At 51.2% G+C, this 20,501-nt stretch carries 26 protein-coding genes; 21 read left to right on the forward strand and 5 right to left on the reverse strand.

The window, feature by feature from the left end; all coding sequences use genetic code 11:
• Positions 1-6: 6 nt before the first annotated feature.
• Positions 7-969: a calcium/sodium antiporter gene (locus tag ACFOE0_RS01580; protein ID WP_248936663.1), complete on the reverse strand. Its 963-nt coding sequence runs from the start codon at positions 967-969 to the stop codon at positions 7-9.
• Positions 970-1,179: 210 nt separating this feature from the next.
• Between ACFOE0_RS01580 and mlaF the strand changes: the two genes are divergently transcribed.
• The 8 genes from mlaF to ACFOE0_RS01620 all read left to right on the forward strand — a co-directional run bounded on the left by mlaF (position 1,180) and on the right by ACFOE0_RS01620 (position 6,123).
• Positions 1,180-1,995 (forward strand): phospholipid ABC transporter ATP-binding protein MlaF, encoded by an 816-nt coding sequence (mlaF, locus tag ACFOE0_RS01585; protein WP_248936664.1) that lies wholly within the window; start codon positions 1,180-1,182, stop codon positions 1,993-1,995.
• On the forward strand, positions 1,982-2,764 hold the full coding sequence (gene mlaE / locus ACFOE0_RS01590) for a lipid asymmetry maintenance ABC transporter permease subunit MlaE (protein ID WP_248936665.1): 783 nt from the start codon (positions 1,982-1,984) through the stop codon (positions 2,762-2,764). Before mlaF ends, mlaE begins: the two co-directional genes overlap by 14 nt.
• A gap of 37 nt (positions 2,765-2,801) precedes the next feature.
• Positions 2,802-3,272, forward strand: a complete 471-nt coding sequence (mlaD, locus tag ACFOE0_RS01595; protein ID WP_115137184.1) for an outer membrane lipid asymmetry maintenance protein MlaD — start codon at positions 2,802-2,804, stop codon at positions 3,270-3,272.
• Between the two features lie 12 nt (positions 3,273-3,284).
• Positions 3,285-3,935, forward strand: coding sequence for an MlaC/ttg2D family ABC transporter substrate-binding protein (locus ACFOE0_RS01600; protein ID WP_248936666.1), 651 nt, complete (start codon positions 3,285-3,287; stop codon positions 3,933-3,935).
• Positions 3,932-4,213, forward strand: coding sequence for an STAS domain-containing protein (locus ACFOE0_RS01605; protein WP_248936667.1), 282 nt, complete (start codon positions 3,932-3,934; stop codon positions 4,211-4,213). Before ACFOE0_RS01600 ends, ACFOE0_RS01605 begins: the two co-directional genes overlap by 4 nt.
• A 29-nt stretch (positions 4,214-4,242) precedes the next feature.
• Positions 4,243-4,500, forward strand: coding sequence for a BolA family protein (locus ACFOE0_RS01610; protein ID WP_115137181.1), 258 nt, complete (start codon positions 4,243-4,245; stop codon positions 4,498-4,500).
• A 9-nt stretch (positions 4,501-4,509) separates the two neighbouring features.
• Positions 4,510-5,769: a UDP-N-acetylglucosamine 1-carboxyvinyltransferase gene (gene murA / locus ACFOE0_RS01615; protein ID WP_248936668.1), complete on the forward strand. Its 1,260-nt coding sequence runs from the start codon at positions 4,510-4,512 to the stop codon at positions 5,767-5,769.
• 198 nt (positions 5,770-5,967) lie between these two features.
• Positions 5,968-6,123, forward strand: a complete 156-nt coding sequence (locus ACFOE0_RS01620; RefSeq protein ID WP_162807186.1) for a hypothetical protein — start codon at positions 5,968-5,970, stop codon at positions 6,121-6,123.
• A gap of 93 nt (positions 6,124-6,216) precedes the next feature.
• Here the strand turns inward: ACFOE0_RS01620 and degS are convergent, their stop codons facing one another.
• From degS to ACFOE0_RS01635, 3 genes are all read right to left on the reverse strand, one after another.
• Positions 6,217-7,299: an outer membrane-stress sensor serine endopeptidase DegS gene (degS, locus tag ACFOE0_RS01625; protein WP_248936669.1), complete on the reverse strand. Its 1,083-nt coding sequence runs from the start codon at positions 7,297-7,299 to the stop codon at positions 6,217-6,219.
• Between the two features lie 99 nt (positions 7,300-7,398).
• The gene (locus ACFOE0_RS01630) at positions 7,399-8,754 is read right to left on the reverse strand and encodes a DegQ family serine endoprotease (protein WP_248936670.1); all 1,356 of its coding nucleotides are present in this window, start codon (positions 8,752-8,754) and stop codon (positions 7,399-7,401) included.
• 149 nt (positions 8,755-8,903) lie between these two features.
• Positions 8,904-9,242: a ZapG family protein gene (locus tag ACFOE0_RS01635; RefSeq protein ID WP_248936671.1), complete on the reverse strand. Its 339-nt coding sequence runs from the start codon at positions 9,240-9,242 to the stop codon at positions 8,904-8,906.
• A 100-nt stretch (positions 9,243-9,342) separates the two neighbouring features.
• On the opposite strand from ACFOE0_RS01635, the gene zapE reads away from it, so the two are divergent.
• The 9 genes from zapE to ACFOE0_RS01680 all read left to right on the forward strand — a co-directional run bounded on the left by zapE (position 9,343) and on the right by ACFOE0_RS01680 (position 17,924).
• Entirely contained in the window at positions 9,343-10,452 is a 1,110-nt protein-coding gene (zapE, locus tag ACFOE0_RS01640; protein ID WP_248936672.1) for a cell division protein ZapE, read from the forward strand.
• A 323-nt stretch (positions 10,453-10,775) separates the two neighbouring features.
• A complete protein-coding gene (rplM, locus tag ACFOE0_RS01645; RefSeq protein WP_115137176.1) occupies positions 10,776-11,207 on the forward strand; it encodes a 50S ribosomal protein L13 in 432 nt (143 codons plus the stop codon).
• A gap of 15 nt (positions 11,208-11,222) precedes the next feature.
• Entirely contained in the window at positions 11,223-11,615 is a 393-nt protein-coding gene (gene rpsI / locus ACFOE0_RS01650; protein ID WP_115137175.1) for a 30S ribosomal protein S9, read from the forward strand.
• Positions 11,616-11,745: 130 nt separating this feature from the next.
• A complete protein-coding gene (locus ACFOE0_RS01655) occupies positions 11,746-11,934 on the forward strand; it encodes a DUF2065 domain-containing protein (protein ID WP_248936673.1) in 189 nt (62 codons plus the stop codon).
• A 66-nt stretch (positions 11,935-12,000) separates the two neighbouring features.
• Positions 12,001-13,296 carry an adenylosuccinate synthase gene (locus tag ACFOE0_RS01660; protein ID WP_115137173.1) on the forward strand — a complete coding sequence of 432 codons (1,296 nt, stop codon included), beginning with the start codon at positions 12,001-12,003 and terminating at the stop codon, positions 13,294-13,296.
• Between the two features lie 169 nt (positions 13,297-13,465).
• Complete coding sequence (locus tag ACFOE0_RS01665) at positions 13,466-14,086, forward strand: tetratricopeptide repeat protein (protein ID WP_248936674.1); 621 nt, start codon at positions 13,466-13,468, stop codon at positions 14,084-14,086.
• A 40-nt stretch (positions 14,087-14,126) separates the two neighbouring features.
• Positions 14,127-16,574 carry a ribonuclease R gene (gene rnr / locus ACFOE0_RS01670; protein WP_248936675.1) on the forward strand — a complete coding sequence of 816 codons (2,448 nt, stop codon included), beginning with the start codon at positions 14,127-14,129 and terminating at the stop codon, positions 16,572-16,574.
• 3 nt (positions 16,575-16,577) lie between these two features.
• Positions 16,578-17,318, forward strand: coding sequence for a 23S rRNA (guanosine(2251)-2'-O)-methyltransferase RlmB (gene rlmB / locus ACFOE0_RS01675; protein ID WP_248936676.1), 741 nt, complete (start codon positions 16,578-16,580; stop codon positions 17,316-17,318).
• 81 nt (positions 17,319-17,399) lie between these two features.
• Positions 17,400-17,924 carry a hypothetical protein gene (locus tag ACFOE0_RS01680; RefSeq protein ID WP_248936677.1) on the forward strand — a complete coding sequence of 175 codons (525 nt, stop codon included), beginning with the start codon at positions 17,400-17,402 and terminating at the stop codon, positions 17,922-17,924.
• A 17-nt stretch (positions 17,925-17,941) separates the two neighbouring features.
• On the opposite strand, the gene ACFOE0_RS01685 is transcribed toward ACFOE0_RS01680, so the two are convergent.
• A complete protein-coding gene (locus ACFOE0_RS01685; protein ID WP_248936678.1) occupies positions 17,942-18,688 on the reverse strand; it encodes a DUF481 domain-containing protein in 747 nt (248 codons plus the stop codon).
• A 355-nt stretch (positions 18,689-19,043) separates the two neighbouring features.
• On the opposite strand from ACFOE0_RS01685, the gene rpsF reads away from it, so the two are divergent.
• Genes rpsF through rplI form a run of 4 tightly spaced genes read left to right on the forward strand, consistent with a single transcriptional unit; the run spans position 19,044 to position 20,482 of the window.
• Positions 19,044-19,445 carry a 30S ribosomal protein S6 gene (rpsF, locus tag ACFOE0_RS01690; protein ID WP_115137168.1) on the forward strand — a complete coding sequence of 134 codons (402 nt, stop codon included), beginning with the start codon at positions 19,044-19,046 and terminating at the stop codon, positions 19,443-19,445.
• An 8-nt stretch (positions 19,446-19,453) separates the two neighbouring features.
• A complete protein-coding gene (priB, locus tag ACFOE0_RS01695; protein WP_248936679.1) occupies positions 19,454-19,759 on the forward strand; it encodes a primosomal replication protein N in 306 nt (101 codons plus the stop codon).
• 12 nt (positions 19,760-19,771) lie between these two features.
• The gene (gene rpsR / locus ACFOE0_RS01700) at positions 19,772-19,999 is read left to right on the forward strand and encodes a 30S ribosomal protein S18 (protein ID WP_025821562.1); all 228 of its coding nucleotides are present in this window, start codon (positions 19,772-19,774) and stop codon (positions 19,997-19,999) included.
• Between the two features lie 30 nt (positions 20,000-20,029).
• Positions 20,030-20,482, forward strand: coding sequence for a 50S ribosomal protein L9 (gene rplI / locus ACFOE0_RS01705; protein ID WP_248936680.1), 453 nt, complete (start codon positions 20,030-20,032; stop codon positions 20,480-20,482).
• Positions 20,483-20,501 lie beyond the last annotated feature (19 nt).

The following is a 20,501-nucleotide window of genomic DNA, read 5'->3' on the forward strand; positions in this document are numbered from 1 at the left end:
CTGGTGTCAGGCACTTTGGAACAGCAATATCTGGTAAGCCACAAAGCTTACCAGCAGCAGAGCACCGTGCCAGCGTTGCAGTTCACGTTTGCGACCTGTTGTCAGCACCAGAATAGCCAGTGCGCTGCTGCTGGCCAGAACCATATAAAAGTCACGGGTGCTGGCCTGGGAATCTATGGCCGCCGGTGCAATCAAACCCGGGATAGCCAAAACTGCCAGTATATTAAACAGGTTGGAACCTACAATATTGCCGATGGCAAGATCGTCCTCTTTTTTAAGCACGCCGGCGACGCAGGCCGCCAACTCTGGCAGTGAGGTACCCACAGCAATAATCGTCAGACCGATAATCAGATCCGACAAGCCAAACGCCTTGGCAATGCCTACGGCGCCATCCACCATAAGGTCGGCAGAAAACGGCAGAAGTACAATACCCACCAGGACCCAGAACACGGCATTCCGGGTGGGGACATCTTTGGGCACTTCGTCATCCGCCTCAGTCTCAAGCGGATCTCTTTGTTTGTTGTTCAGCGCATGCCAAATCAGATATCCCATCACGCTGAAAAACACAGCCAGCAGTAGCAAACCGTCGTTACGGGACAAAAAGCCATCATGGATAAGGTAACCGGCCAATACAGTGGCTGCCAGCATCAAGGGAATTTCCCGCATCAGGGTCTGGGAGCTCACGGAAATACTGCCAAGCAGCGCGGTAACACCGAGAATCAAAGTAATATTGGCCACGTTGGAGCCAAGCACATTACCGATAGCAGTATCTGTCATGCCGTTCATTGCGGCGGTTCCGGCAACAAACATTTCCGGGGCGCTGCTGCCCATGGCGACAATGGTCAGGCCGATAAGCATAGGGGGCAGGCCCAGATTGCGGGCGAATGCCGCAGCGCCATAGACAAATTTGTCTGCGCTCCATACCAGCAGGGCCAATCCAGTGGCCAATAAAAAAATGTTAAATAACATGTCCAGGTCAGGTGCTGAATGAGTTCTGGGGCGCATTGTCGCTGGATTTGCGTGAAATTTAAAGTATTGTCGCTGCAGAGCCTTGATTCAGTTGTGTATACTGCAGGGTTTCCGTACAATTTTACCCTTTACTATGCGCCGGGTGGCAGTGATCTATGCCATGAAAATAGCGGCCTTGGCGTGCATTTTTGTTGAAAACCGGATACCTGCATGACGCAACATTCCACACCTCTGGTGGAGGTCCGAAATCTCGGATTCCGGCGAGGGTCAAGAGTCATTTATGACGATATCAGTCTGACGATTCCAAGAGGCAAGGTAACTGCCATCATGGGACCCAGTGGTATCGGTAAGACAACGCTGCTTAAGTTAATCGGCGGGCAACTTGTGCCCGACAGCGGCGAGGTTCTGTTTGACGGCCAGAATGTGCACAGTGCCAGCCGCAGCCAGTTATTTGAGATGCGCAAGCGTATGAGCATGCTGTTTCAAAGCGGTGCGCTCTTTACCGATATGAATGTGTTCGACAATGTGGCGTTTGCCCTGCGGGAACATACACAGTTGTCGGAAGAGATTATTCGTACTCTGGTGTTGATGAAGCTCGAGGCCGTAGGTTTGCGTGGTGCTGCGGACCTGATGCCCAACGAACTGTCTGGCGGTATGCAGCGCAGGGCCGCTCTGGCCCGTGCCATAGCTCTTGAGCCGGAAATGGTGATGTACGATGAGCCTTTTGCTGGTCAGGACCCGATTTCCATGGGGGTGTTGGTGAAGCTCATTCGCGAACTTTCCCATGCCCTGAATCTGACTTCAGTCGTGGTATCCCATGATGTCGCTGAAGTGATGAGCATTGCTGACTATGTCTATGTGATTGCCGAGAAACAGGTGATTGCCCGTGGGACGCCGGATGAACTCCGGGGCGCCACAGATAATGCTCAGCTGATGCAATTTCTTCGGGGTGAGCCCGATGGCCCTGTGCCATTTCACTTTCCCGCAAAGGACTTTTCTGAGGAGTTGGCCAATGGGGCTGGTTGATCGTATTGCCTCCCTGGGGCGCAGCGCCATAGATATGGTGGCGGGATTGGGTCGGGCCGGACTCATGTTATGGGGGGCTGTATTCCGTGTTCCCCGCATTCGCAAAGGTACTCCGCTGCTGGTGAAGCAGATCTATGTGGTTGGCGTGCAGTCCATGGTGATTGTGCTGGTATCTGGCCTGTTTATCGGCATGGTTCTGGCACTGCAGGGGTACACCATCCTGGTGGACTTTGGTACCGAAGAGAGTCTTGGTCCTATGGTAGCGCTGAGCCTGCTTCGTGAGCTTGGACCCGTAGTGACAGCTCTGCTGTTTGCCGGTCGTGCGGGCAGTGCCCTGACCGCCGAAATTGGTCTGATGAAAAGTACCGAGCAGCTGTCCAGTCTGGAGATGATGGCAATCGACCCTCTCAGACAGGTTATCGCCCCCCGATTCTGGGCCGGCGTTATCAGTATGCCGCTGCTGGCACTGATGTTTACAGCCGTGGGGATTTTTGGTGGACATCTGGTAGGCGTGGAGTGGAAAGGAATCGATCACGGTTCTTTCTGGTCTATTTTGCAGGCTTCGGTCGAATGGCGTCAGGACATAGTGAATTGCCTGATTAAGAGTACTGCGTTTGCAGTGGTGGTGACCTGGATAGCGCTGTACCGTGGATATCAGGTGATCCCCAACCCGGAAGGTATCAGTCGGGCAACGACTCAGACTGTGGTTCAGTCCAGTCTGGCCGTATTGGCATTGGATTTTCTGCTGACTGCCATCATGTTTGGCTAACAGCATTCAGAGTTTCAGGAACAACAGGTAACAGCACATGTTGACAAGGAAAATAGAGATCTTGGTGGGCAGCTTTCTGCTGGCAGGTTTAGCGGCGTTTCTGCTGTTGGTGTTCAAGGTCGCCAATGTCGACGTACAATCGTCAGACAGTAGCTACCAGTTAAAAGCAACCTTCTCCAATATTGGCGGTCTGAAAGTAAGGTCCCCGGTAAAAGTGGGTGGCGTGGTGGTAGGCCGTGTCAGTGACATCGAACTGGATCCCACTCTGCTGGAACCGGTTGTCACCATGACAATCGACAAGCGTTTTAACCAGTTCCCCGAAACCTCCAGTCTGGCCATTCTGACTTCCGGCCTGCTGGGTGAGCAGTTTCTGGGTTTAACTCCGGGCTTTGTTGATGACGATATCGCCATGCTCAAGGATGGTGATGTGATTTCCGATACCCATGGAGCCCTGGTATTGGAAGATTTGATTGGACAGTTTTTATATAGCATGGGCGAAGACAAGTAGGAGAATGAATCCATGTGGAAGCGTGTGATAACAGGTATTATGGGGCTGGTGTTTATGGCCGGCTCTTACACTGTGATGGCCGACGATAAGGTCAACACTGCAGATCCTTACGCCATGATGGAAACTGTCGCCAACCAGACATTCGACAGATTCAAGGCGGATAAGGCCAAAATCGAAGCTGATAAGAACTACCTGAAAGTGGTGGTCGAAGAAGAGTTGATGTCGCACGTGGATTATCGCTATGCGGGCCTGAAAGCCATGGGGCGTCATGTCCGTGCAGCAACCAAAGAGCAGCGTCAGCAGTTTGTGGAAGCTTTCCGAGCCTACTTGATTACCACCTATGCTGATGCGCTCGGCAGCTATACAGATCAAACCGTGGAGTTTGGTCCTTCGCGCCCTGTGGGGAGTGCCAAGGATGTGCGGGTGTATGTGAAGATTCTCGACGCCAGCCGTCCGGAAATAAATGTCGAGTTCCGCCTGCGCAAGCAGAAAGATGACAGTTGGAAGGCCTATGACCTGAAGGCTGAAGGTATCAGTATTCTGCGTTCCAAAACCGAAGAGTTTGATGGTCTGATCCGTCAGCATGGTCTGGACAAGTTTATTGAGATGCTGAATGAAAAAGCATCCGAGCCGGTAAAAGTTGATGAGAAAGCGGCGGCATGATTGAGTTCAACGCCGAAGCCAATACCTGCAGAGTCAGTGGTACTTTGGATCAGCAGGACGTCGTCAGCCTGTGGCCAGACCGGCATAAGCTGCTGAGCCCTCAGATTGACAGGCTGGACCTGTCGGCTTTGAGTTACAGTGACAGCGCAGGCATCGCATTTTTACTGGCATTGTGGCGACTGCACCGGCAGTCTGGCCACACTCTCACTCTTACGGCGCCCTCCGAGCAGGTCGCCCGACTGATTGCCCTATATGATTTACAAGCCTGCTTTGAATAGCGGGTACAAGCTCTTAAGGTAACCAATTCATGGATTGTAAAGAGATCGAAACCCTGTTGATTCAGGCTTTGTCACTGGATGAAGCCCATGTAACTTCCGATGGCAGCCACTTCAAGGTTGTTGCTGTTGGAGAATGCTTTGATGGCATGAGTCGTATCAAGCAGCAACAAGCAGTTTATGCCCCGCTGATGGAACACATTACCAGTGGCGCACTGCATGCCGTAACCATTAAAACTTTCACGCCGACTCAATGGAAACGCGAAAAAGTTTTCAACATGCCAATGTAGAGAGGCGATGTGGATAAATTAACTATTGAGGCCAATGGCGCGCTGTGTGGCGACGTGGTTATCTCCGGTGCCAAGAATGCCGCCTTGCCTATCCTGATGGCCGGTGTGCTGGCTGAAACTGAATTTGTGGTAACCAATGTGCCGCAGTTGCGTGATGTAAACACCAGCTGTGAACTGATCCGTTGTCTGGGTGCAAACGTGACCCAGTCCGGTGACGGCGAAATCCGCATCGATACCAGCACACTGAACCACTACTGTGCGCCTTATGAGCTGGTGAAAACCATGCGCGCCTCCATTCTGGTGCTGGGACCTTTGCTGGCCCGTTATGGTGAAGCCGATGTTTCTCTGCCAGGTGGCTGTGCCATCGGTGCCCGCCCGGTTAACCTGCATCTGCATGGTTTGGAGCAAATGGGTGCCAACATAGAGGTGAAAGAGGGCTACATCAAAGCCCGCGTTGATGGTCGTCTGAAGGGCGCCCACATCTTTATGGATATGGTTAGTGTCGGTGCTACTGAAAACCTGCTGATGGCTGCTGCTCTGGCTGATGGTGAGACCATTATCGATAACGCAGCCTGTGAGCCTGAAGTTGTCGACCTGGCAAACTGCTTGATTGCTATGGGCGCCAAAATTGAAGGTGTTGGCACCTCAACCATCAAGATTCAGGGCGTTGAGAAGCTTAATGGCTGTCACTACCGTGTGATGCCTGACCGTATCGAAACCGGGACCTTCCTGGTTGCCGGTGCGGTAACCCGTGGCAAAATCCGCTGTCTGAGTGCTGACCCATCTTCTCTGGATGCGGTACTGGCCAAGCTGGAAGATGCAGGTGCGAAAATCATCACAGGTAACGATTGGATCGAGCTGGACATGCAAGGCCAGCGGCCAAAGGCGGTGAATATTAAAACCGCACCTTATCCAGCCTTCCCAACCGATATGCAGGCGCAGTTCTGTGTGTTGAACGTGCTGGCTGAAGGCACGGGTACCATCACCGAGACCATCTTTGAAAACCGCTTTATGCACGTACCTGAACTGATGCGTATGGGGGCTGAGATGGAGCTGGAAGGTAATACCTGTATTATCCGCGGTGTTGAGCGTTTGAGTGGTGCCCAGGTGATGGCAACTGACCTGCGTGCTTCCGCCAGTCTGGTGATTGCCGGTTTGATGGCAGATGGTCAGACTCTGGTGGACCGCATCTACCACCTGGATCGTGGCTATGAACATATCGAAGATAAGTTCAAAGGGCTGAACGGTAGGGTAGAAAGGGTTAAATAATCCTGTTTTCGAACTGTAAGGGCATTGGTTATTACCAGTGCCCTTTTTGTTTGGGTGCTGCTTTAGACTCAAATCGGTATTGGGGGGCTGTGGAGGACTGATTTGTAACTTGGAGGATTTGGCAGTAGTCTGAAATCAAGTTCGTCGCAGATTAACAAATCTGTAACGGGCATTATCAGGAAGATCAGAGGAGGATTTATGCTGAGACTGATTTGGATACTGGTACTGCTGATGTTGGCCGCATTGACCTTTTCATCCGGTTGGATATTTTCTTCCATCGGACTCTTAATACTGGCCATTGCCACCGAAGTGGGGTTTCGCACCAAAGTACAATGGTACTCCCACCAACACTGACCCACTCAGGTGCACCAAGTCTAATACAAGTAAGAATATAAAGAAGAAACTGAGGTATGAGGCAAGCCTGATTGGCTTGCCTCAATTGTTTTATCAGTTGTAATTAATCGGCTTCTCGCCAATGGTGACAGGTAACTGTAAGGTTTCGCCTTTGCGGATAATCGTCAGGTTGATCTCTGTACCTGGCTTGGTCTCAGCGATTCTGTCCATCAACATTTCAACGCTGGGAACATCTTCATTATTGAACTGAATAATCACATCTCTGGGCTGCAGGCCGGCTTTGGCGGCGGGACCGTTGCGGTCTACACCTGTCACCAGCACGCCCCGAAGATCAGGCAGGTTCAGAATCTGCGCCATAACAGGCACGACAGGTTCACCTGAGATACCCAGAGCACCGCGAATCACGCGGCCATCTTTAATCAGCTTACCCATAATGCTGTGGGCCAGTTTGATTGGGATGGCAAAGTTGATACCGTGGCCGCCACCTTCGCCACCAATCTGGAATGCAGCGGTATTGATACCTATCAGCGAGCCCCGGGTGTTGATCAGCGCACCACCCGAGTTACCGGCATTAATAGCGGCATCGGTTTGCAGGAAGTCCTGATAACCTGAGGAGAGACCGTTACGACCCGTGGCGCTGATAATGCCCTGGGTGATGGTTTGTCCCAGGTTATAAGGATTGCCAATAGCCAACACCACATCGCCAACCTGAGCCGGGCTGTTAAGGCTCAGGGGAACCACTGGCAGATTATCTCCTTCGATTTTGATCACAGCTAAATCTGTCTCAGGATCTGAGCCCACGACTTCAGAGGTGAACTTACGACCATCTTGCAGCGCAACCACAATCTCATCGGCCTTCTTAATGACGTGATAGTTGGTGAGGATATAGCCCTCTTTGCTCATGAGTACGCCGGACCCTAGTCCCTGTAATGAACCAGAATTCAGTGGTCTTTGTCTGTCGATACTCAGGCTGTAGATATTCACTACCGCAGGCGCGGCGCGACGAACGGCACTGGCAAAGGAGAGATCGCTGCGTGATTCCTGAGAAAAATTGAGGAACTTACCCAGTTTGGTGTCGGGCTGCGTGAGGTGATTCAGCAGCAAAAACACTCCCGCCATAAACAGGCCAAAGAAGACGGCTTTGGATAAGTAAGCTAGGGTACCTTTTAAGGTCATTGAAGAGGCCTGCAGCGGAAAAAAGTCTTGTTAGATTAGCACGTTTAACATTAAGAAACATCGGGAGCCGAGGCCCCCGATCTTACTTGTTCCTAAGGCTTAGCCCCTTAACATCAGGTACATGGCCACATCGTCCCGAACTATTTTCAGGGCGACGGTACCGTTGGCATCTTTAAGGTAATCGGTCAGAGCTTTAAGGTTAGCCACCTTGCTGCGATTAATGCCGACAATCACATCGCCCTTAAGCAGCCCGGACTGGGCTGCGGGGGAGTTGGGAGTGACTTCAGTAATCTCGACACCTTTTCCTGCATTTTCCAGTGTCGCTCCCTGAAGCATAGGGTGAGCGCCACCGGCAGATGCCAGTTTGGATTGGTTTTGAGCACCCAGAGTAACTTTTACCGTCTTCTCATCTCCGTCTCTCACCAGGCCAAGCTTAACCTTGGCGCCAGCCCCAAGGGTCGCGATTTTCGCTCTCAGTTCCTGAAAAGATTTGATCTTCTTGCCATTTACACTGGTGATGATGTCACCGGCCTTAAGACCACCGTCATCAGCAGCACTGTCAGGCACCACTTCGTTGACGAAGGCGCCATGCTGGGTTTCCAGACCAAATGCCTTTGCCAGCTTGCTGTCCAGGTCCTGACCGGATATTCCCAGTACACCACGGCGAACTTCACCATGCTCAAGGATTTGATCAACCAGGCTGTGCATCATGTTGGCGGGGATAGCAAAGCCAATGCCCACGTTACCGCCTCCCGGGGCTACAATCGCGGTATTGATGCCAATAAGCTCACCGTTAAGGTTTACCAGGGCGCCCCCCGAGTTACCTGAGTTAATAGCAGCATCAGTTTGGATAAAGTTCTCCAGCATCTCTATCCCCAGGCCGCTGCGACCCAGAGCACTGACGATGCCTGACGTCACTGTTTGGCCCAACCCAAAGGGATTACCAATAGCAACGGCAAAGTCACCCACCCGAAGTGCATCGGAGTCGGCAGACTTGACCGCGGTCAAACCGTCGGCTTCGATCTGCAGCAGGGCAATATCTGAGTCTTCGTCACGCCCCACCAGTTTGGCAGTAAACTCACGACCATCATGAAGACCTATCAGAATTTCATCTGCGTTATCAATAACGTGATTATTGGTGACTATATAGCCTTCGTCGGCGTCAATGATCACCCCTGAACCCAGCCCACGGAAGGGACGCTCTCGTACCTGTTCCTGCGGTGCATTGGGGCCGAAGAAATAGCGGAACATGTCCGGTACTCTCTGGCGGGAGACATGGGTTCCGGATACGGCAACGGATACGACAGCCGGGGTAGTGCGTTCAAGCATGGGCGCCAGACTGGGGAGCTGTTGCCCTTCCACTGACATGGGCAAGGCCGCGGTAGCTGTGGCAGGCATCAGGCTGAGACTGGTGCTGAGGATAGCGGCTGAAAGTAATGTAATCTTTGTTTTCATAAATAGTTGGCTCCTCAAAAGGGGTCAATATTCAAACGCAATTATTCAATTTCACCTGGAGTATGGGTTTCCAGGTCCCTGTGTATCCTTCGACTTGGCTTTCATGGCTAAGTTTCTATTTCATTAGCAGAAAGTCGTAACTTTGTGTGTCAGGACACAATTCCTTTTGCGGTCTCATCTTTGGCTGAGTGAGACTCCTGCTCAAGCTGTGGCAGCGGTTTGCTCTCATCACCCAGATGCAGGTGACGGACTGATTCGTTCCACTGTTGATTAACCTTATTCACCTGCTCGGCCAGCAGAGATAGTTGCTCTCCCTGTTCCTGATACAAGTCCGCCACCGATTGCTTATACTGGCTCAATTCCAGCATCGCCTGTTCGGCCTTTTTTTCATTATCCTTACCCGAATCATTACGGGCAATAAGGGTTCGGGCTACATAACCCAATACCAGGCCCAAAATGAATGCGGCCAGCGCCAGTGTCCAATCCATAAAAATCTCCTGTCAACCTCCGACTGCGGGCAGTGACCCCAAAGTGGCAGGCGTGATACTATTTTTATACTCATATATGGACAATTTGACAGGAATTCAAGTGGATCGACTAACTCCCTGGGAGCATTATCAGGCGGACCTCAAACGTGACGACTTCAGTCATGACCCGGCACAGGAAAATGCCGTCAGAGCCTTGCAGAGGTTGTATGACGATCTGACCAGGCCCAGTGAGACTCAGTCGGTGCTGACACGCTTTAAGCAGGTGTTGGGATTCGCTAAGCCTGAGCCGGTTGTTGGTCTTTACCTTTGGGGTGGTGTTGGGCGCGGTAAAACCTACCTGATGGACACCTTCTATGATGCCCTGCCTTTTGACAACAAACTCAGAGCTCACTTTCATCGCTTTATGCACAGGGTGCATGGTGAACTGGAGTTGCTGAAAGGGACTCAGGATCCGCTGCCGAAAATCGCTACCAAGATGGCTGCACAATATAAGGTTATCTGTTTCGACGAGTTTTTTGTGTCAGACATTACCGATGCCATGCTGCTGGGCACCTTGTTTGAAGCCCTGTTTGCCGAAGGGGTCGTACTGGTGGCCACCTCTAATATTATCCCGGATGAGCTCTACCGTAATGGTCTGCAGCGGGCCAGGTTCCTGCCGGCCATTGCATTGATCAACAAGCACTGTGAGGTGATCAATGTGGACTCAGGAGTGGATTATCGACTCAGAACGCTTGAGCAGGCAGAGATCTATCACTTCCCTCTGGATGAGCAGGCCGATTGCAATCTGCTTAAGTATTTCGACCAGTTGGCGCCAGAGTCTGAAGTATCGACTGAACCACTGGAGATAGAAGGACGACACTTCCCTATCCGACAGCAGGCTCAGGGGGTGCTGCTGGCAGATTTTCGTGCTCTGTGTGATGGCCCGAGAAGTCAGCGGGACTATATGGAGCTGGCGCGGCTTTACCATACTGTACTGCTCAGCGGTGTTGAGCAGATGGGCGCGGCACAAACCGGAGATGACATTGCCCGGCGATTTCTTGCGCTGGTAGACGAATTTTATGAGCGCAATGTCAAACTCATTATTTCATCAGAGGTTTCTCTGGAAGCGCTGTATACCAATGGCCAGCTGGAGTTTGAGTTCCGCCGTTGCCGATCCCGCCTCACAGAGATGCAATCTCATGACTATTTGGCACTTGAACATTTGCCATAAATCACTAGACTGCGCGATCCCGGATCAATGTCCTAGAGATCCGGGATCTCCGACAGTGAAATTGACTTGATTCCACTGGGCTGGCTCCTTCTGCAAGCCAGGCGGGCCAAGGTGTGGATATTGAGTTAACAAGTGCTAAAAAAACAGGTGATTTTTAGCTCAGTGTTGGCTATAATCCGCCACCTGCCCACGTTACTACCACCGATAAGGTGGAATTTGTAAAGCTTGCTTCTTTGCTCGAAGGGGCACAGAACGGCATTTTTCGTGTTATTTGCATTTGGCAGATAACAGGTGAGACAGAATTTAACTTTGGGTTTTTCTAAATGAAAACTACTTTTACTGCTAAGCCAGAATCTGTATCTCGTGACTGGTATGTTGTTGACGCTGAGGGCAAGACCCTGGGTCGTATCGCCACTGAAATCGCACTGCGTCTGCGTGGCAAGCACAAGGCTGAGTACACTCCACACGTGGATACCGGTGATTACATCATCGTTATCAATGCTGAGAAAGTAACTGTTACTGGCAACAAGGCCAAGGGCAAGACTTACTACTCGCACTCAGGCTTCCCAGGTGGCATCAAGCAAATCAGCTTCGAGAAGCTGCAAGCTCACAAGCCAGAAATGATCATCGAGAAAGCAGTTAAGGGTATGCTGCCAAAAGGTCCTCTGGGCCGCGCCATGTTCCGTAAGCTGAAAGTTTACGCTGGTGCCGAGCACAACCACGCTGCACAACAACCTCAAGTTCTTGATATCTAATACGGGATAAAGCAAATGGCTGCAACTCAGTACTACGGCACTGGCCGTCGCAAAACCTCTACCGCTCGCGTATTCGCGAAAACTGGTACTGGTAACATCATCGTGAACAAGCGTCCTCTGGACGTTTACTTCGGTCGTGAAACTGCTCGCATGGTTGTTCGTCAGCCACTGGAGCTGGTTGAAATGACTGAAAAGCTGGACATCTATGTAACTGTTAAGGGCGGTGGTATCACCGGTCAAGCAGGTGCTATCCGTCACGGTATCACCCGTGCTCTGATGCAACTGGATGAAGCTCTGCGTCCTTCTCTGCGCGCTGCTGGTTTCGTTACCCGTGACGCTCGTCAGGTTGAACGTAAGAAAGTTGGTCTGCGTAAAGCACGTCGTAAGCCACAGTTCTCCAAGCGTTAATTTTCGCTTCACGAGTATTTTCAAAAAACCCAGCATTATGCTGGGTTTTTTATTGGCTTTTTGATACCAAAACAGAGCTTTTGATAGTAAATTTCGTTCAACCACTGAAAACACCTGGTAGGAAAGTGATATGACCTTTGAGGTATGGATGCTGGCATTGGCGTTAGTTTTGCTGATAGAGGGCGCTGGGCCGCTGTTTTTTCCAAAAAGATGGCAGGCGTATATGGCTGAACTAGCCAAGTCAGATCAAAACCTTATTCGCCGCATTGGGGGATCTTTAGTCACCGCTGGAGTGGTACTGATGATTATTTTTTCATAAATTTATTGGCTCTTGGTCCCTTAAATCTGTTAAGATTCTGCTTTAACCGCAACCTTGCAGCAAACAATGGGCAAAAACGTAGTTGTTCTCGGCACTCAATGGGGTGACGAGGGAAAAGGTAAGATTGTCGACCTTCTCACCGAACAGGCAAAATATGTAGTTCGCTACCAGGGCGGCCACAACGCTGGTCACACTCTGGTTATCGATGGTGAAAAAACCGTTCTTCATCTCATCCCGTCCGGCATCCTGCGTGATAATGTAAAATGCATTATCGGTAACGGCGTAGTGCTGGCTCCAGATGCGCTGATGAAAGAGATCAACATGCTCAAAGAGCGTGGCGTTCCTGTAGAAGAACGTCTGTTGATTTCTGAAGCGTGTCCTCTGATCCTGCCATTCCACTGTGCACTGGATATTGCTCGTGAAGCCGCCCGTGGTAATAACGCTATCGGTACTACCGGTCGCGGTATCGGCCCTGCTTACGAAGACAAGATCTCCCGTCGTGGTCTGCGTGTTGGTGACCTGTTCAACGCTGAACTGTTCGCTGAGAAGCTGAAAGAAGTGATGAAGTATCACAACTTCATGCTGACAGAGTTCTACGGTGCTGAAGCGGTTGACTACCAGAAGACTCTGGAAGATGCGCTGGCGATTGCTGACTATCTGAAGAGCATGTGCGTAGACGTAACTGAGATGCTGGATCAGGCTCGTAAGGCCGGTGAAAACATCCTGTTCGAAGGTGCACAGGGTACTTTGCTGGATATCGACCACGGTACTTATCCGTTCGTGACCTCTTCCAACACAACTGCAGGTGGCGTTGCTACCGGTAGTGGTTTTGGCCCACGTCATATCGACTATGTTTGCGGCATCATCAAAGCTTACACCACTCGTGTAGGTGCGGGCCCATTCCCAACTGAGTTGGATAACGAAATCGGCGAATACCTGGGTACCAAAGGCCATGAATTTGGTGCAACCACTGGTCGTAAGCGTCGTCCAGGCTGGTTGGATGCAGTGGCTATGCGCCGCGCGGTTCAGATCAACAGCGTAAGCGGCTTCTGCCTGACCAAGCTGGACGTTCTGGATGGTCTGGAAGAAGTTAAGATCTGTGTGGGTTACCAGTACCCAGATGGTACTGTTGCGACCACTACTCCAATGGCAGCTGAAGGTTATGAGCAGGTAACTCCTGTTTACGAATCTATGCCTGGTTGGAGCGATAACACCTTTGGTGCGACTTCTCTGGAACAACTGCCTCAGGCTGCTATCAACTATATCAAGCGCATTGAAGAGCTGCTTGAAACGCCAGTTGATATTATCTCTACCGGTCCGGATCGGAATGAAACCATGATTTTGGTTAATCCATTCAACTGATGAGATGAAAAAAGGCCGCCCAGCGGCCTTTTTTAATAGCTATACCCCGACGGTTATTTACCGTTAGCCCGGAACGACATGGTGCCCTGGGTAATCCCGAAAATTGCCCCCTTCAGAATTGGGTTATACTGCCGATGAAGTGGTATTCAATCTTCTGGGAATAAACAAGATGAAACGGATTCTGATATCGCTCTTACCTCTGATGATGCCGGTGTTTGCCCATGCCGACTCAATTGCAGTGGATATATACAGTCAGGAGCGATTACGGGATCTCATTAAACAGGACAGATACCTGGAGCAGGTCAAAGCCGATGACTGCCAGTTGGTGCAGGATATCGAAGCAAGGGCTTTGGTGCTAAAGCAGCCCCTCTATCAATATCTCTGGGGGGAGATGCTGAATTACGGTGTATGTGTCCCGGCGAATCCATCCTCGGGGATGGAGCAATTACAAAAGGCTGCCGAGCAGGGCAGCCCTGAGGCCATGGTACTATTGGCCGAGTATTATCAGGACGGTCGGTTTGTCGTACAGAACAAAGACAGGGCCGTTCAATATGTGCTTCCGGCTGCCGCCAATGGTCATCAGACCGCCCGCATGATGCTGGCTCGTTTGATGGCTCAGGGGTATGGCAGTCCAAGAGATTATGAGTTGGCCTATCACTGGCTGTTTAACGAAGTGTTCAGTGATGAGGCAACCAAATTGGAAGCGTTGACTTTATTACAGGGATTAGAGGCCAAGATGCCGGCAAGTGTGGTGAAAAGAGCCCGCAAAGCATCATTGAATGGCCGTTGATCCCGCCCTCCAAGGAGGGATCAATCTATGTGGAAAGTGAATGATAAAAGACCCTCATTTTGAGCGTGAACAAACCAAATACGAAAACCCAATTCCCAGCCGTGAGTACATATTGGAGTACTTACGCTCACAAACCTCACCTCTGACCCGGGATAAAATCGCCCAGGCCCTGAAAATTACCGACGAAGAGCAGCTTGAAGCCCTGCGCCGCAGATTGCGTGCCATGGAGCGTGATGGCGAGTTGGTGTTTACCCGTGGCCAGTGTTATGGCCTGCCAGAACGCATGGATCTTATCCCTGGCACTGTATTGGGCCATAGAGATGGTTTCGGCTTTTTCCGCCCCGACGAAGGCGGCGATGACCTGTATATCTCCAGCCGCGACATGCAGCTGTATTTCCATGGCGATAAAGTGCTGGCCCAGAAGGCTGGCAGTGATCGCAAGGGACGCCGGGATGCCCGCATTGTACGCCTGATCCAGGAACGCAGCGCGGCGCTGGTAGGGCGTTTCTATGTAGATTTCGGTATGAGTTTTGTGGTGGCTGATGACAAGCGTATCACCCAGGAGATCCTGGTGGACAGTGCCGATCGCAATGGCGCCCGTCATGGTGATGTTGTGGTGGTTGAACTGACCCGACGTCCCGGCCGATACGTGAAAGCTGCCGGTAAGGTGACCGAAGTGCTGGGTAAGCAGATGGCGCCGGGAATGGAGATAGAAATCGCCCTGCGCAATTATGATCTGCCCCATGAATGGTCTGCGGTGATCGAGAAAAAGCTGCGACGCATTCCAGACGAAGTGACCGAAGCGGACAAGAAAGACAGAATTGATCTGCGCAGTTTGCCGCTGGTAACCATCGATGGTGAAGATGCCCGCGACTTTGATGATGCCGTGTATGCCGAGCGTAAGAAAAGCGGCGGCTGGCGTTTGTGGGTGGCGATTGCCGATGTGAGCCATTATGTACGCACCGGCTCTGCCTTGGACGTTGAAGCCAGATCCCGCGGTAACTCCGTGTACTTCCCGTCGCAGGTTATTCCCATGCTGCCGGAGAAACTGTCCAACGGCCTGTGTTCTCTGAACCCAGGCGTAGACCGTCTGTGTATGGTGGCTGAAATGACCATTTCTGCCAAAGGAGGTCTGTCCGGTTACAAGTTCTATCCCGCGGTCATGCACTCTCATGCCCGTTTCACCTATACCCAGGTGGCGGCTATGTTGGAAGGTGAGCCAGGCCTGCCTGAGCACGAGGCCCTGCTGCCAAATCTTAAGGTGTTGCAGGAGCTGTATCTGACTCTGGACGAGCAACGTGCCCAACGCGGCGCTATCGGCTTTGAGACGGTAGAAACTCAATTCATCTTTAACGAGCAGCGCAAGATCGACAAAATCGTGCCGAGAATGCGCAACCAGGCACACAAAATCATCGAAGAGTGTATGATTCTTGCCAACGTGGCTTCGGCCAGGTTTGTGAAGAAGAATAAAGGTGAAGTCCTGTACCGGGTGCACGAAGCTCCATCTGAGCAGAAGCTGACTCAGTTTAAAGAGTTTCTGTCCGAGCGTGGTCTGAGCCTGGGGGGCGGCCTTGAGCCCCAGCCTATCGACTTCCAGCTGTTAATGGAGTCCATTGCAGACAGACCGGATGCAGAGCTGATCCAGGTGATGTTGCTGCGCTCCATGCGTCAGGCAATTTATACCGCAGATAATGAAGGTCACTTTGGTCTGGCGTTGGAAGCCTATTCTCACTTTACTTCGCCCATCCGTCGTTATCCGGATCTGGTACTGCACAGGGTGATTCGTTACCTGCTTGCCAAAGAGCGTGGCGACAGCGACGAGAAGTGGACTAAAGATGGCGGTTATCACTATCAGCTGGACGAGCTGGATCAGTTGGGTGAAGAATGCTCCAACACCGAGCGCCGTGCTGATGAAGCTACCCGTGATGTCAGCGATTGGCTCAAGTGTGAGTTTATGCAGGACCATGTGGGCGACACCTTCGATGCGGTAATTGCATCGGTCACCAGCTTTGGTCTGTTTGTTCGCCTTAACGATCTGTTTATCGATGGTCTGGTACATATCTCCAGTCTGGGCAGCGACTATTACCAGTTTGACCCTATGCGTCAGCGCTTGATTGGTGAAGCCTCAGGCCAGATCTATCAGGTGGGTGACCCGGTTACGGTAAAAGTGGCAGCGGTAAACCTGGATGACAGGCAGATCGACCTGCTGATGGTTGGTGACGAAGGTGGTCGCCGCAAAGGCCGAGGTCGTCGTCCTTTGACCGCCAGAGAAAGAGTTAATCTTGAAGGCGCCAAACAGCGGCGTGGTGATCGGGAAGCACCAAAAGAGGATGCTCCCCGACGTGGTGGCAGCAAAAAGGGCAGCGTGCGTGAAGAGCTGCGAGGTGCCACCAAGCCTGCCAAAAAAGCCAAGAAGAGTTCAGTGAAAAAGCGCACTTCCAAAAGCGGGCCGAAAAAGCCAGCGAAGAAGAGCGGTAAGAGAAAGTAACAGATGAAAAAGCAAGAGTTTATTTTCGGTATCCACGCAGTGGAATCAGTGCTGAAGCACAGCCCAGAGCGGATCCTGGAGCTGTTTTTAATGCAGGGACGTTTGGATGAGCGTGTAGCGCCTTTGATCCAGCTGGCCCGTGAATATGGCATCTCTATGCCTCAGACCTCCCGCAAAGTGCTGGATGAGAAAGCCGGCAGTACTCAGCATCAGGGGGTTGTTGCCCGGGTGAAACCGGCCAAGGCGCTGACTGAACATGATTTGGATGACTTGCTGGACAAACAGGACACGCCATTTTTGCTGATCCTGGATGGCGTAACTGACCCTCATAACCTGGGTGCCTGTTTGCGTAACGCAGATGCCGCTGGTGTGCATGGCATTATCGTGCCCAAAGACAACTCAGTCAGCCTGACCGCAACTGTGAGTAAGGTCGCCTGCGGTGCTGCTGAGACTGTACCTCTGTTTCAGGTGACTAACCTGGCTCGCACCATGCGTCACCTGCAGGAGAAAGGCGTGTGGATTATTGGTACTGCCGGTGAAGCCGATTGCGACCTGTATCAGGCGCAACTGAAAGGCCCTCTGGCAATAGCCATGGGCGCTGAAGGTAAGGGACTGCGTCGCCTTAGCCGCGAATGTTGCGATACTCTGGTGTCTATTCCCATGGCTGGCAGTGTATCCAGCCTGAACGTGTCAGTGGCCACAGGTATTTGTCTGTTTGAGGCTGTGCGTCAGCGACTGGGCTGATCCGACCGGTCGATAAAAAAGGTGCCTTCGGGCACCTTTTTTGGTTTTATAGGCTCTAATTGACTCTGGATTGGAATAACCATGTCTGACGGCTCTCTGAACCTGGAAACCTCACCCGAAGTCCTGCTGGCGCAGTTGGCAGGGGCCTTCCGTGGTGAAGTTTATGGTATCGCTTTTTTTACTCATATGCTGACCCATTATCAGGGATATACAGATGAAGCGGCTCAGCGGCCTGCGTTGGAGTTGTTGCTGAAGGTCGAGCAGATTACTGCGGCCATTATGGCTGCTCACCTGCCGACGCTTGAGGTGCCCTGTGATTTGGATGATCCCCTAATGCGGGCTCAGGGGATTAAAGATGCTGATGTCTGGCTCAATCTTGCCTGGCCTGAGTTGATAGACACCCTGGTCGACTGGGTTGCGCCTTATCAACAGCAGTATCGGGATCAGTCTGAGCGTGCAGGTGGGTTCTGGCCTCTGTTTTATCTGGTCGATAAGCATGAGACGGCGATCTTTGATTATTTGCAGGCTGAGCAGCAGGGAGACAAAAACGCCACAGCTGTGCTGCAGCGTTTTATTGATGCTTACCCAAACTCTGGGCTTGAATAGGGCCAACAGCCCCCAGTTTACTGGAAGGTATAAAGCAGGTTAAAGGTTGAGATGGTGTCGGTTTGCTTGGTGCCAACCGGGACTATCTCTGTGTATTTGATGTTGAAGCCTACTTTAAATGCCCAGTTCAGGAAGATGGTGTTCTTGTACGACATATCCAGAGACACAGTATTGTTGTTATCTCCCACTTCTGTGGTGATATCGGCAGTCAGGCTGGTGTACTCATGAATCCTTTGTTCGAACTTGGCTGCCAATCGCAGAATCAGATCTTTTTCGGCGATAGGGTCAGGTTGTTCATCATTCTCCTGAGGCAGGTTATATCGGTAACCCGGACCGACTTCCAGGCTCAACTTGGTATCCTCGTCTGAGATAGCGTCAAAACCATAACCGGAAGAAACAGTGAAGATCTCGGTATAGGAACCAAATTGGTCCCAGGTGAAGTCACCCCGCCCATACACATATCCACCATTGAGTTTGTAGTTTGACTGCAGCTGCAGATCATACTTCTCTGATGTGGTTTTTTCAGAATCAGACGCAAAATAGGCCTTCAGTGTACCTTCCTGTCTGGCATTACTGGTGTCATACACCAATTTGGTACGGCCGTTAAAACTGGTTGATTCAGTGTTACCCGTATTGAGCTGAAATCCGGTTTCCACTTCGGCTTTGAAGTCACTTGGGGGTTCCTGATAATCGGGGGGAACCAGTGCCATCGCCGGAGCGGCCAGCAGTGTTAAAGTCAGTAGAGAATAAGCAAGTCTTGGCATTGTTGTTCTTGTTCTGTCGGAATGCTTGGTGAATCAGATTTGACGCCCTACATCATACAAAGAATGCGGTGTAGCGCAAGGCTGTAGCGGCCTGTCACTGGGGCTGAGTTATTGAATGTTCACCAGCTTCTTGTAAAACAAAGATTTTGTTCCACACTTCCTGATGTTTTTTACCTGCTTAGATAATAGTGGGAGTGACGGATGTGGGAATCTGCGGGGAAAATGCTGCAGGCTATTGAGTTTCCTGTCGGGTTTATGTACTATCACGCGCCTTAATCAGTCACTTTCTCGTTCCTTGCCTCCATTTGGTCTGACTGAGCCAATACCGAGGCTACAAACCCGTAAGGAGCAATAAATGCGTCATTACGAAATCGTATTCATGGTTCACCCAGATCAGAGTGAACAAGTACCAGGTATGATTGAACGTTACACTGGTATCATCACTGAAGCGAATGGCACCATTCACCGTATGGAAGACTGGGGTCGTCGTCAACTGGCTTACCCAATTCAAGACCTGCACAAGGCTCACTACATTCTGATGAACGTAGAAGCTACTGCTGAGTCTATCGAAGAGCTGGAGACTGCTTTCCGTTTCAACGACGCTGTTCTGCGTAGCATGGTTATGCGCACTAAAGCTGCCATCACTGAAGCTTCTCCAATGGCTAAGGCAAAAGACGAGCGTGATTCACGTCGTGCAGCTGCCGCTGAAAAAGCTACTGAAGAAGTTAAAGAAAACGCTGAAGAATCTGCTGAGTAAGTTTATCTGTGACCACCAATCGCCTGGTGCTGTCTGGGCACATTCTTAGGTCCAGACAATTTGACAGTCCTGCGGGTATCGCGCATTGCGTACTCACAATTGAGCATAGGTCTCAACGCTTCGAAGCAGACATGCTGAGGAATGTGTACTGTCAGATTCAGGTGGTATTGAGTGGTGATCGCTTTAAAGGCGTAACAGACAAACTGAAAGCCGGTGTGGAAGTTGAAGTTGAAGGGTTTATTGCCCTGCAGCAGAGTCGAAACGGTCAAAACCGTTTGATTGTCCACGCTGAAAATGTCGAATTGAAAACTTAGGAGACTGTCAAAATGGCACGTTATTTCCGTCGTCGCAAGTTCTGCCGTTTCACCGCTGAAGGTGTTACTGAGATCGATTACAAAGATGTTGCTACTCTGAAGAACTACATCACTGAGAGTGGCAAGATCGTTCCTAGCCGCATCACTGGTACTTCTGCAAAGTATCAGCGTCAGCTGGCTCGCGCTATCAAGCGTGCTCGTTATCTGTCACTGCTGCCATACACTGATCTGCATCAGTAATCGGCACTGTTCTAGCTAGAGGAATTGATAATGAACGTTATTCTGCTTGATAAAATCGCTAACCTGGGCAACCTGGGTGACCAAGTTTCTGTTAAAGCTGGCTACGCTCGTAACTACCTGCTGCCTAAAGGCAAAGCAGTTGTAGCTAACGCTGCTAACACTGAAGTGTTCGAAGCTCGCCGCGCTGAACTGGAAGCCAAAATGGCTGCTGAACTGGGTGCTGCCAACGAGCGCGCTGAGAAGATCGCTGCTCTGGAAGCTGTTGTAATCGCTTCTAAAGCTGGTGACGAAGGCAAACTGTTTGGTTCTGTAGGTACTCGCGACATCGCTGATGCAGTTACTGCTGCTGGCGTTGAGCTGAGCAAAGCTGAAGTTCGTCTGCCACACGGTGCTCTGCGCACTACTGGTGAGTTCGAAGTTGAAGTTGCCCTGCACACTGAAGTTAAAGCTATCGTTAAAGTTTCTGTTGTTGCAGAAGCCTAATTACGATTGGTTTTGAAAA

Source organism: Shewanella submarina, assembly GCF_042646185.1.
Classification (GTDB): domain Bacteria; phylum Pseudomonadota; class Gammaproteobacteria; order Enterobacterales; family Shewanellaceae; genus Shewanella; species Shewanella corallii.

Coding starts and splice junctions, on each gene's coding strand:
- ACFOE0_RS01580 (WP_248936663.1), bottom strand. CDS start 969: ATGTTATTTAACATTTTTTTATTGGCCACTGGATTGGCCCTGCTGGTA.
- mlaF (WP_248936664.1), top strand. CDS start 1,180: ATGACGCAACATTCCACACCTCTGGTGGAGGTCCGAAATCTCGGATTC.
- mlaE (WP_248936665.1), top strand. CDS start 1,982: ATGGGGCTGGTTGATCGTATTGCCTCCCTGGGGCGCAGCGCCATAGAT.
- mlaD (WP_115137184.1), top strand. CDS start 2,802: ATGTTGACAAGGAAAATAGAGATCTTGGTGGGCAGCTTTCTGCTGGCA.
- ACFOE0_RS01600 (WP_248936666.1), top strand. CDS start 3,285: ATGTGGAAGCGTGTGATAACAGGTATTATGGGGCTGGTGTTTATGGCC.
- ACFOE0_RS01605 (WP_248936667.1), top strand. CDS start 3,932: ATGATTGAGTTCAACGCCGAAGCCAATACCTGCAGAGTCAGTGGTACT.
- ACFOE0_RS01610 (WP_115137181.1), top strand. CDS start 4,243: ATGGATTGTAAAGAGATCGAAACCCTGTTGATTCAGGCTTTGTCACTG.
- ACFOE0_RS01620 (WP_162807186.1), top strand. CDS start 5,968: ATGCTGAGACTGATTTGGATACTGGTACTGCTGATGTTGGCCGCATTG.
- degS (WP_248936669.1), bottom strand. CDS start 7,299: ATGACCTTAAAAGGTACCCTAGCTTACTTATCCAAAGCCGTCTTCTTT.
- ACFOE0_RS01630 (WP_248936670.1), bottom strand. CDS start 8,754: ATGAAAACAAAGATTACATTACTTTCAGCCGCTATCCTCAGCACCAGT.
- ACFOE0_RS01635 (WP_248936671.1), bottom strand. CDS start 9,242: ATGGATTGGACACTGGCGCTGGCCGCATTCATTTTGGGCCTGGTATTG.
- rplM (WP_115137176.1), top strand. CDS start 10,776: ATGAAAACTACTTTTACTGCTAAGCCAGAATCTGTATCTCGTGACTGG.
- rpsI (WP_115137175.1), top strand. CDS start 11,223: ATGGCTGCAACTCAGTACTACGGCACTGGCCGTCGCAAAACCTCTACC.
- ACFOE0_RS01655 (WP_248936673.1), top strand. CDS start 11,746: ATGACCTTTGAGGTATGGATGCTGGCATTGGCGTTAGTTTTGCTGATA.
- ACFOE0_RS01660 (WP_115137173.1), top strand. CDS start 12,001: ATGGGCAAAAACGTAGTTGTTCTCGGCACTCAATGGGGTGACGAGGGA.
- ACFOE0_RS01665 (WP_248936674.1), top strand. CDS start 13,466: ATGAAACGGATTCTGATATCGCTCTTACCTCTGATGATGCCGGTGTTT.
- rnr (WP_248936675.1), top strand. CDS start 14,127: ATGATAAAAGACCCTCATTTTGAGCGTGAACAAACCAAATACGAAAAC.
- rlmB (WP_248936676.1), top strand. CDS start 16,578: ATGAAAAAGCAAGAGTTTATTTTCGGTATCCACGCAGTGGAATCAGTG.
- ACFOE0_RS01680 (WP_248936677.1), top strand. CDS start 17,400: ATGTCTGACGGCTCTCTGAACCTGGAAACCTCACCCGAAGTCCTGCTG.
- ACFOE0_RS01685 (WP_248936678.1), bottom strand. CDS start 18,688: ATGCCAAGACTTGCTTATTCTCTACTGACTTTAACACTGCTGGCCGCT.
- rpsF (WP_115137168.1), top strand. CDS start 19,044: ATGCGTCATTACGAAATCGTATTCATGGTTCACCCAGATCAGAGTGAA.
- rpsR (WP_025821562.1), top strand. CDS start 19,772: ATGGCACGTTATTTCCGTCGTCGCAAGTTCTGCCGTTTCACCGCTGAA.
- rplI (WP_248936680.1), top strand. CDS start 20,030: ATGAACGTTATTCTGCTTGATAAAATCGCTAACCTGGGCAACCTGGGT.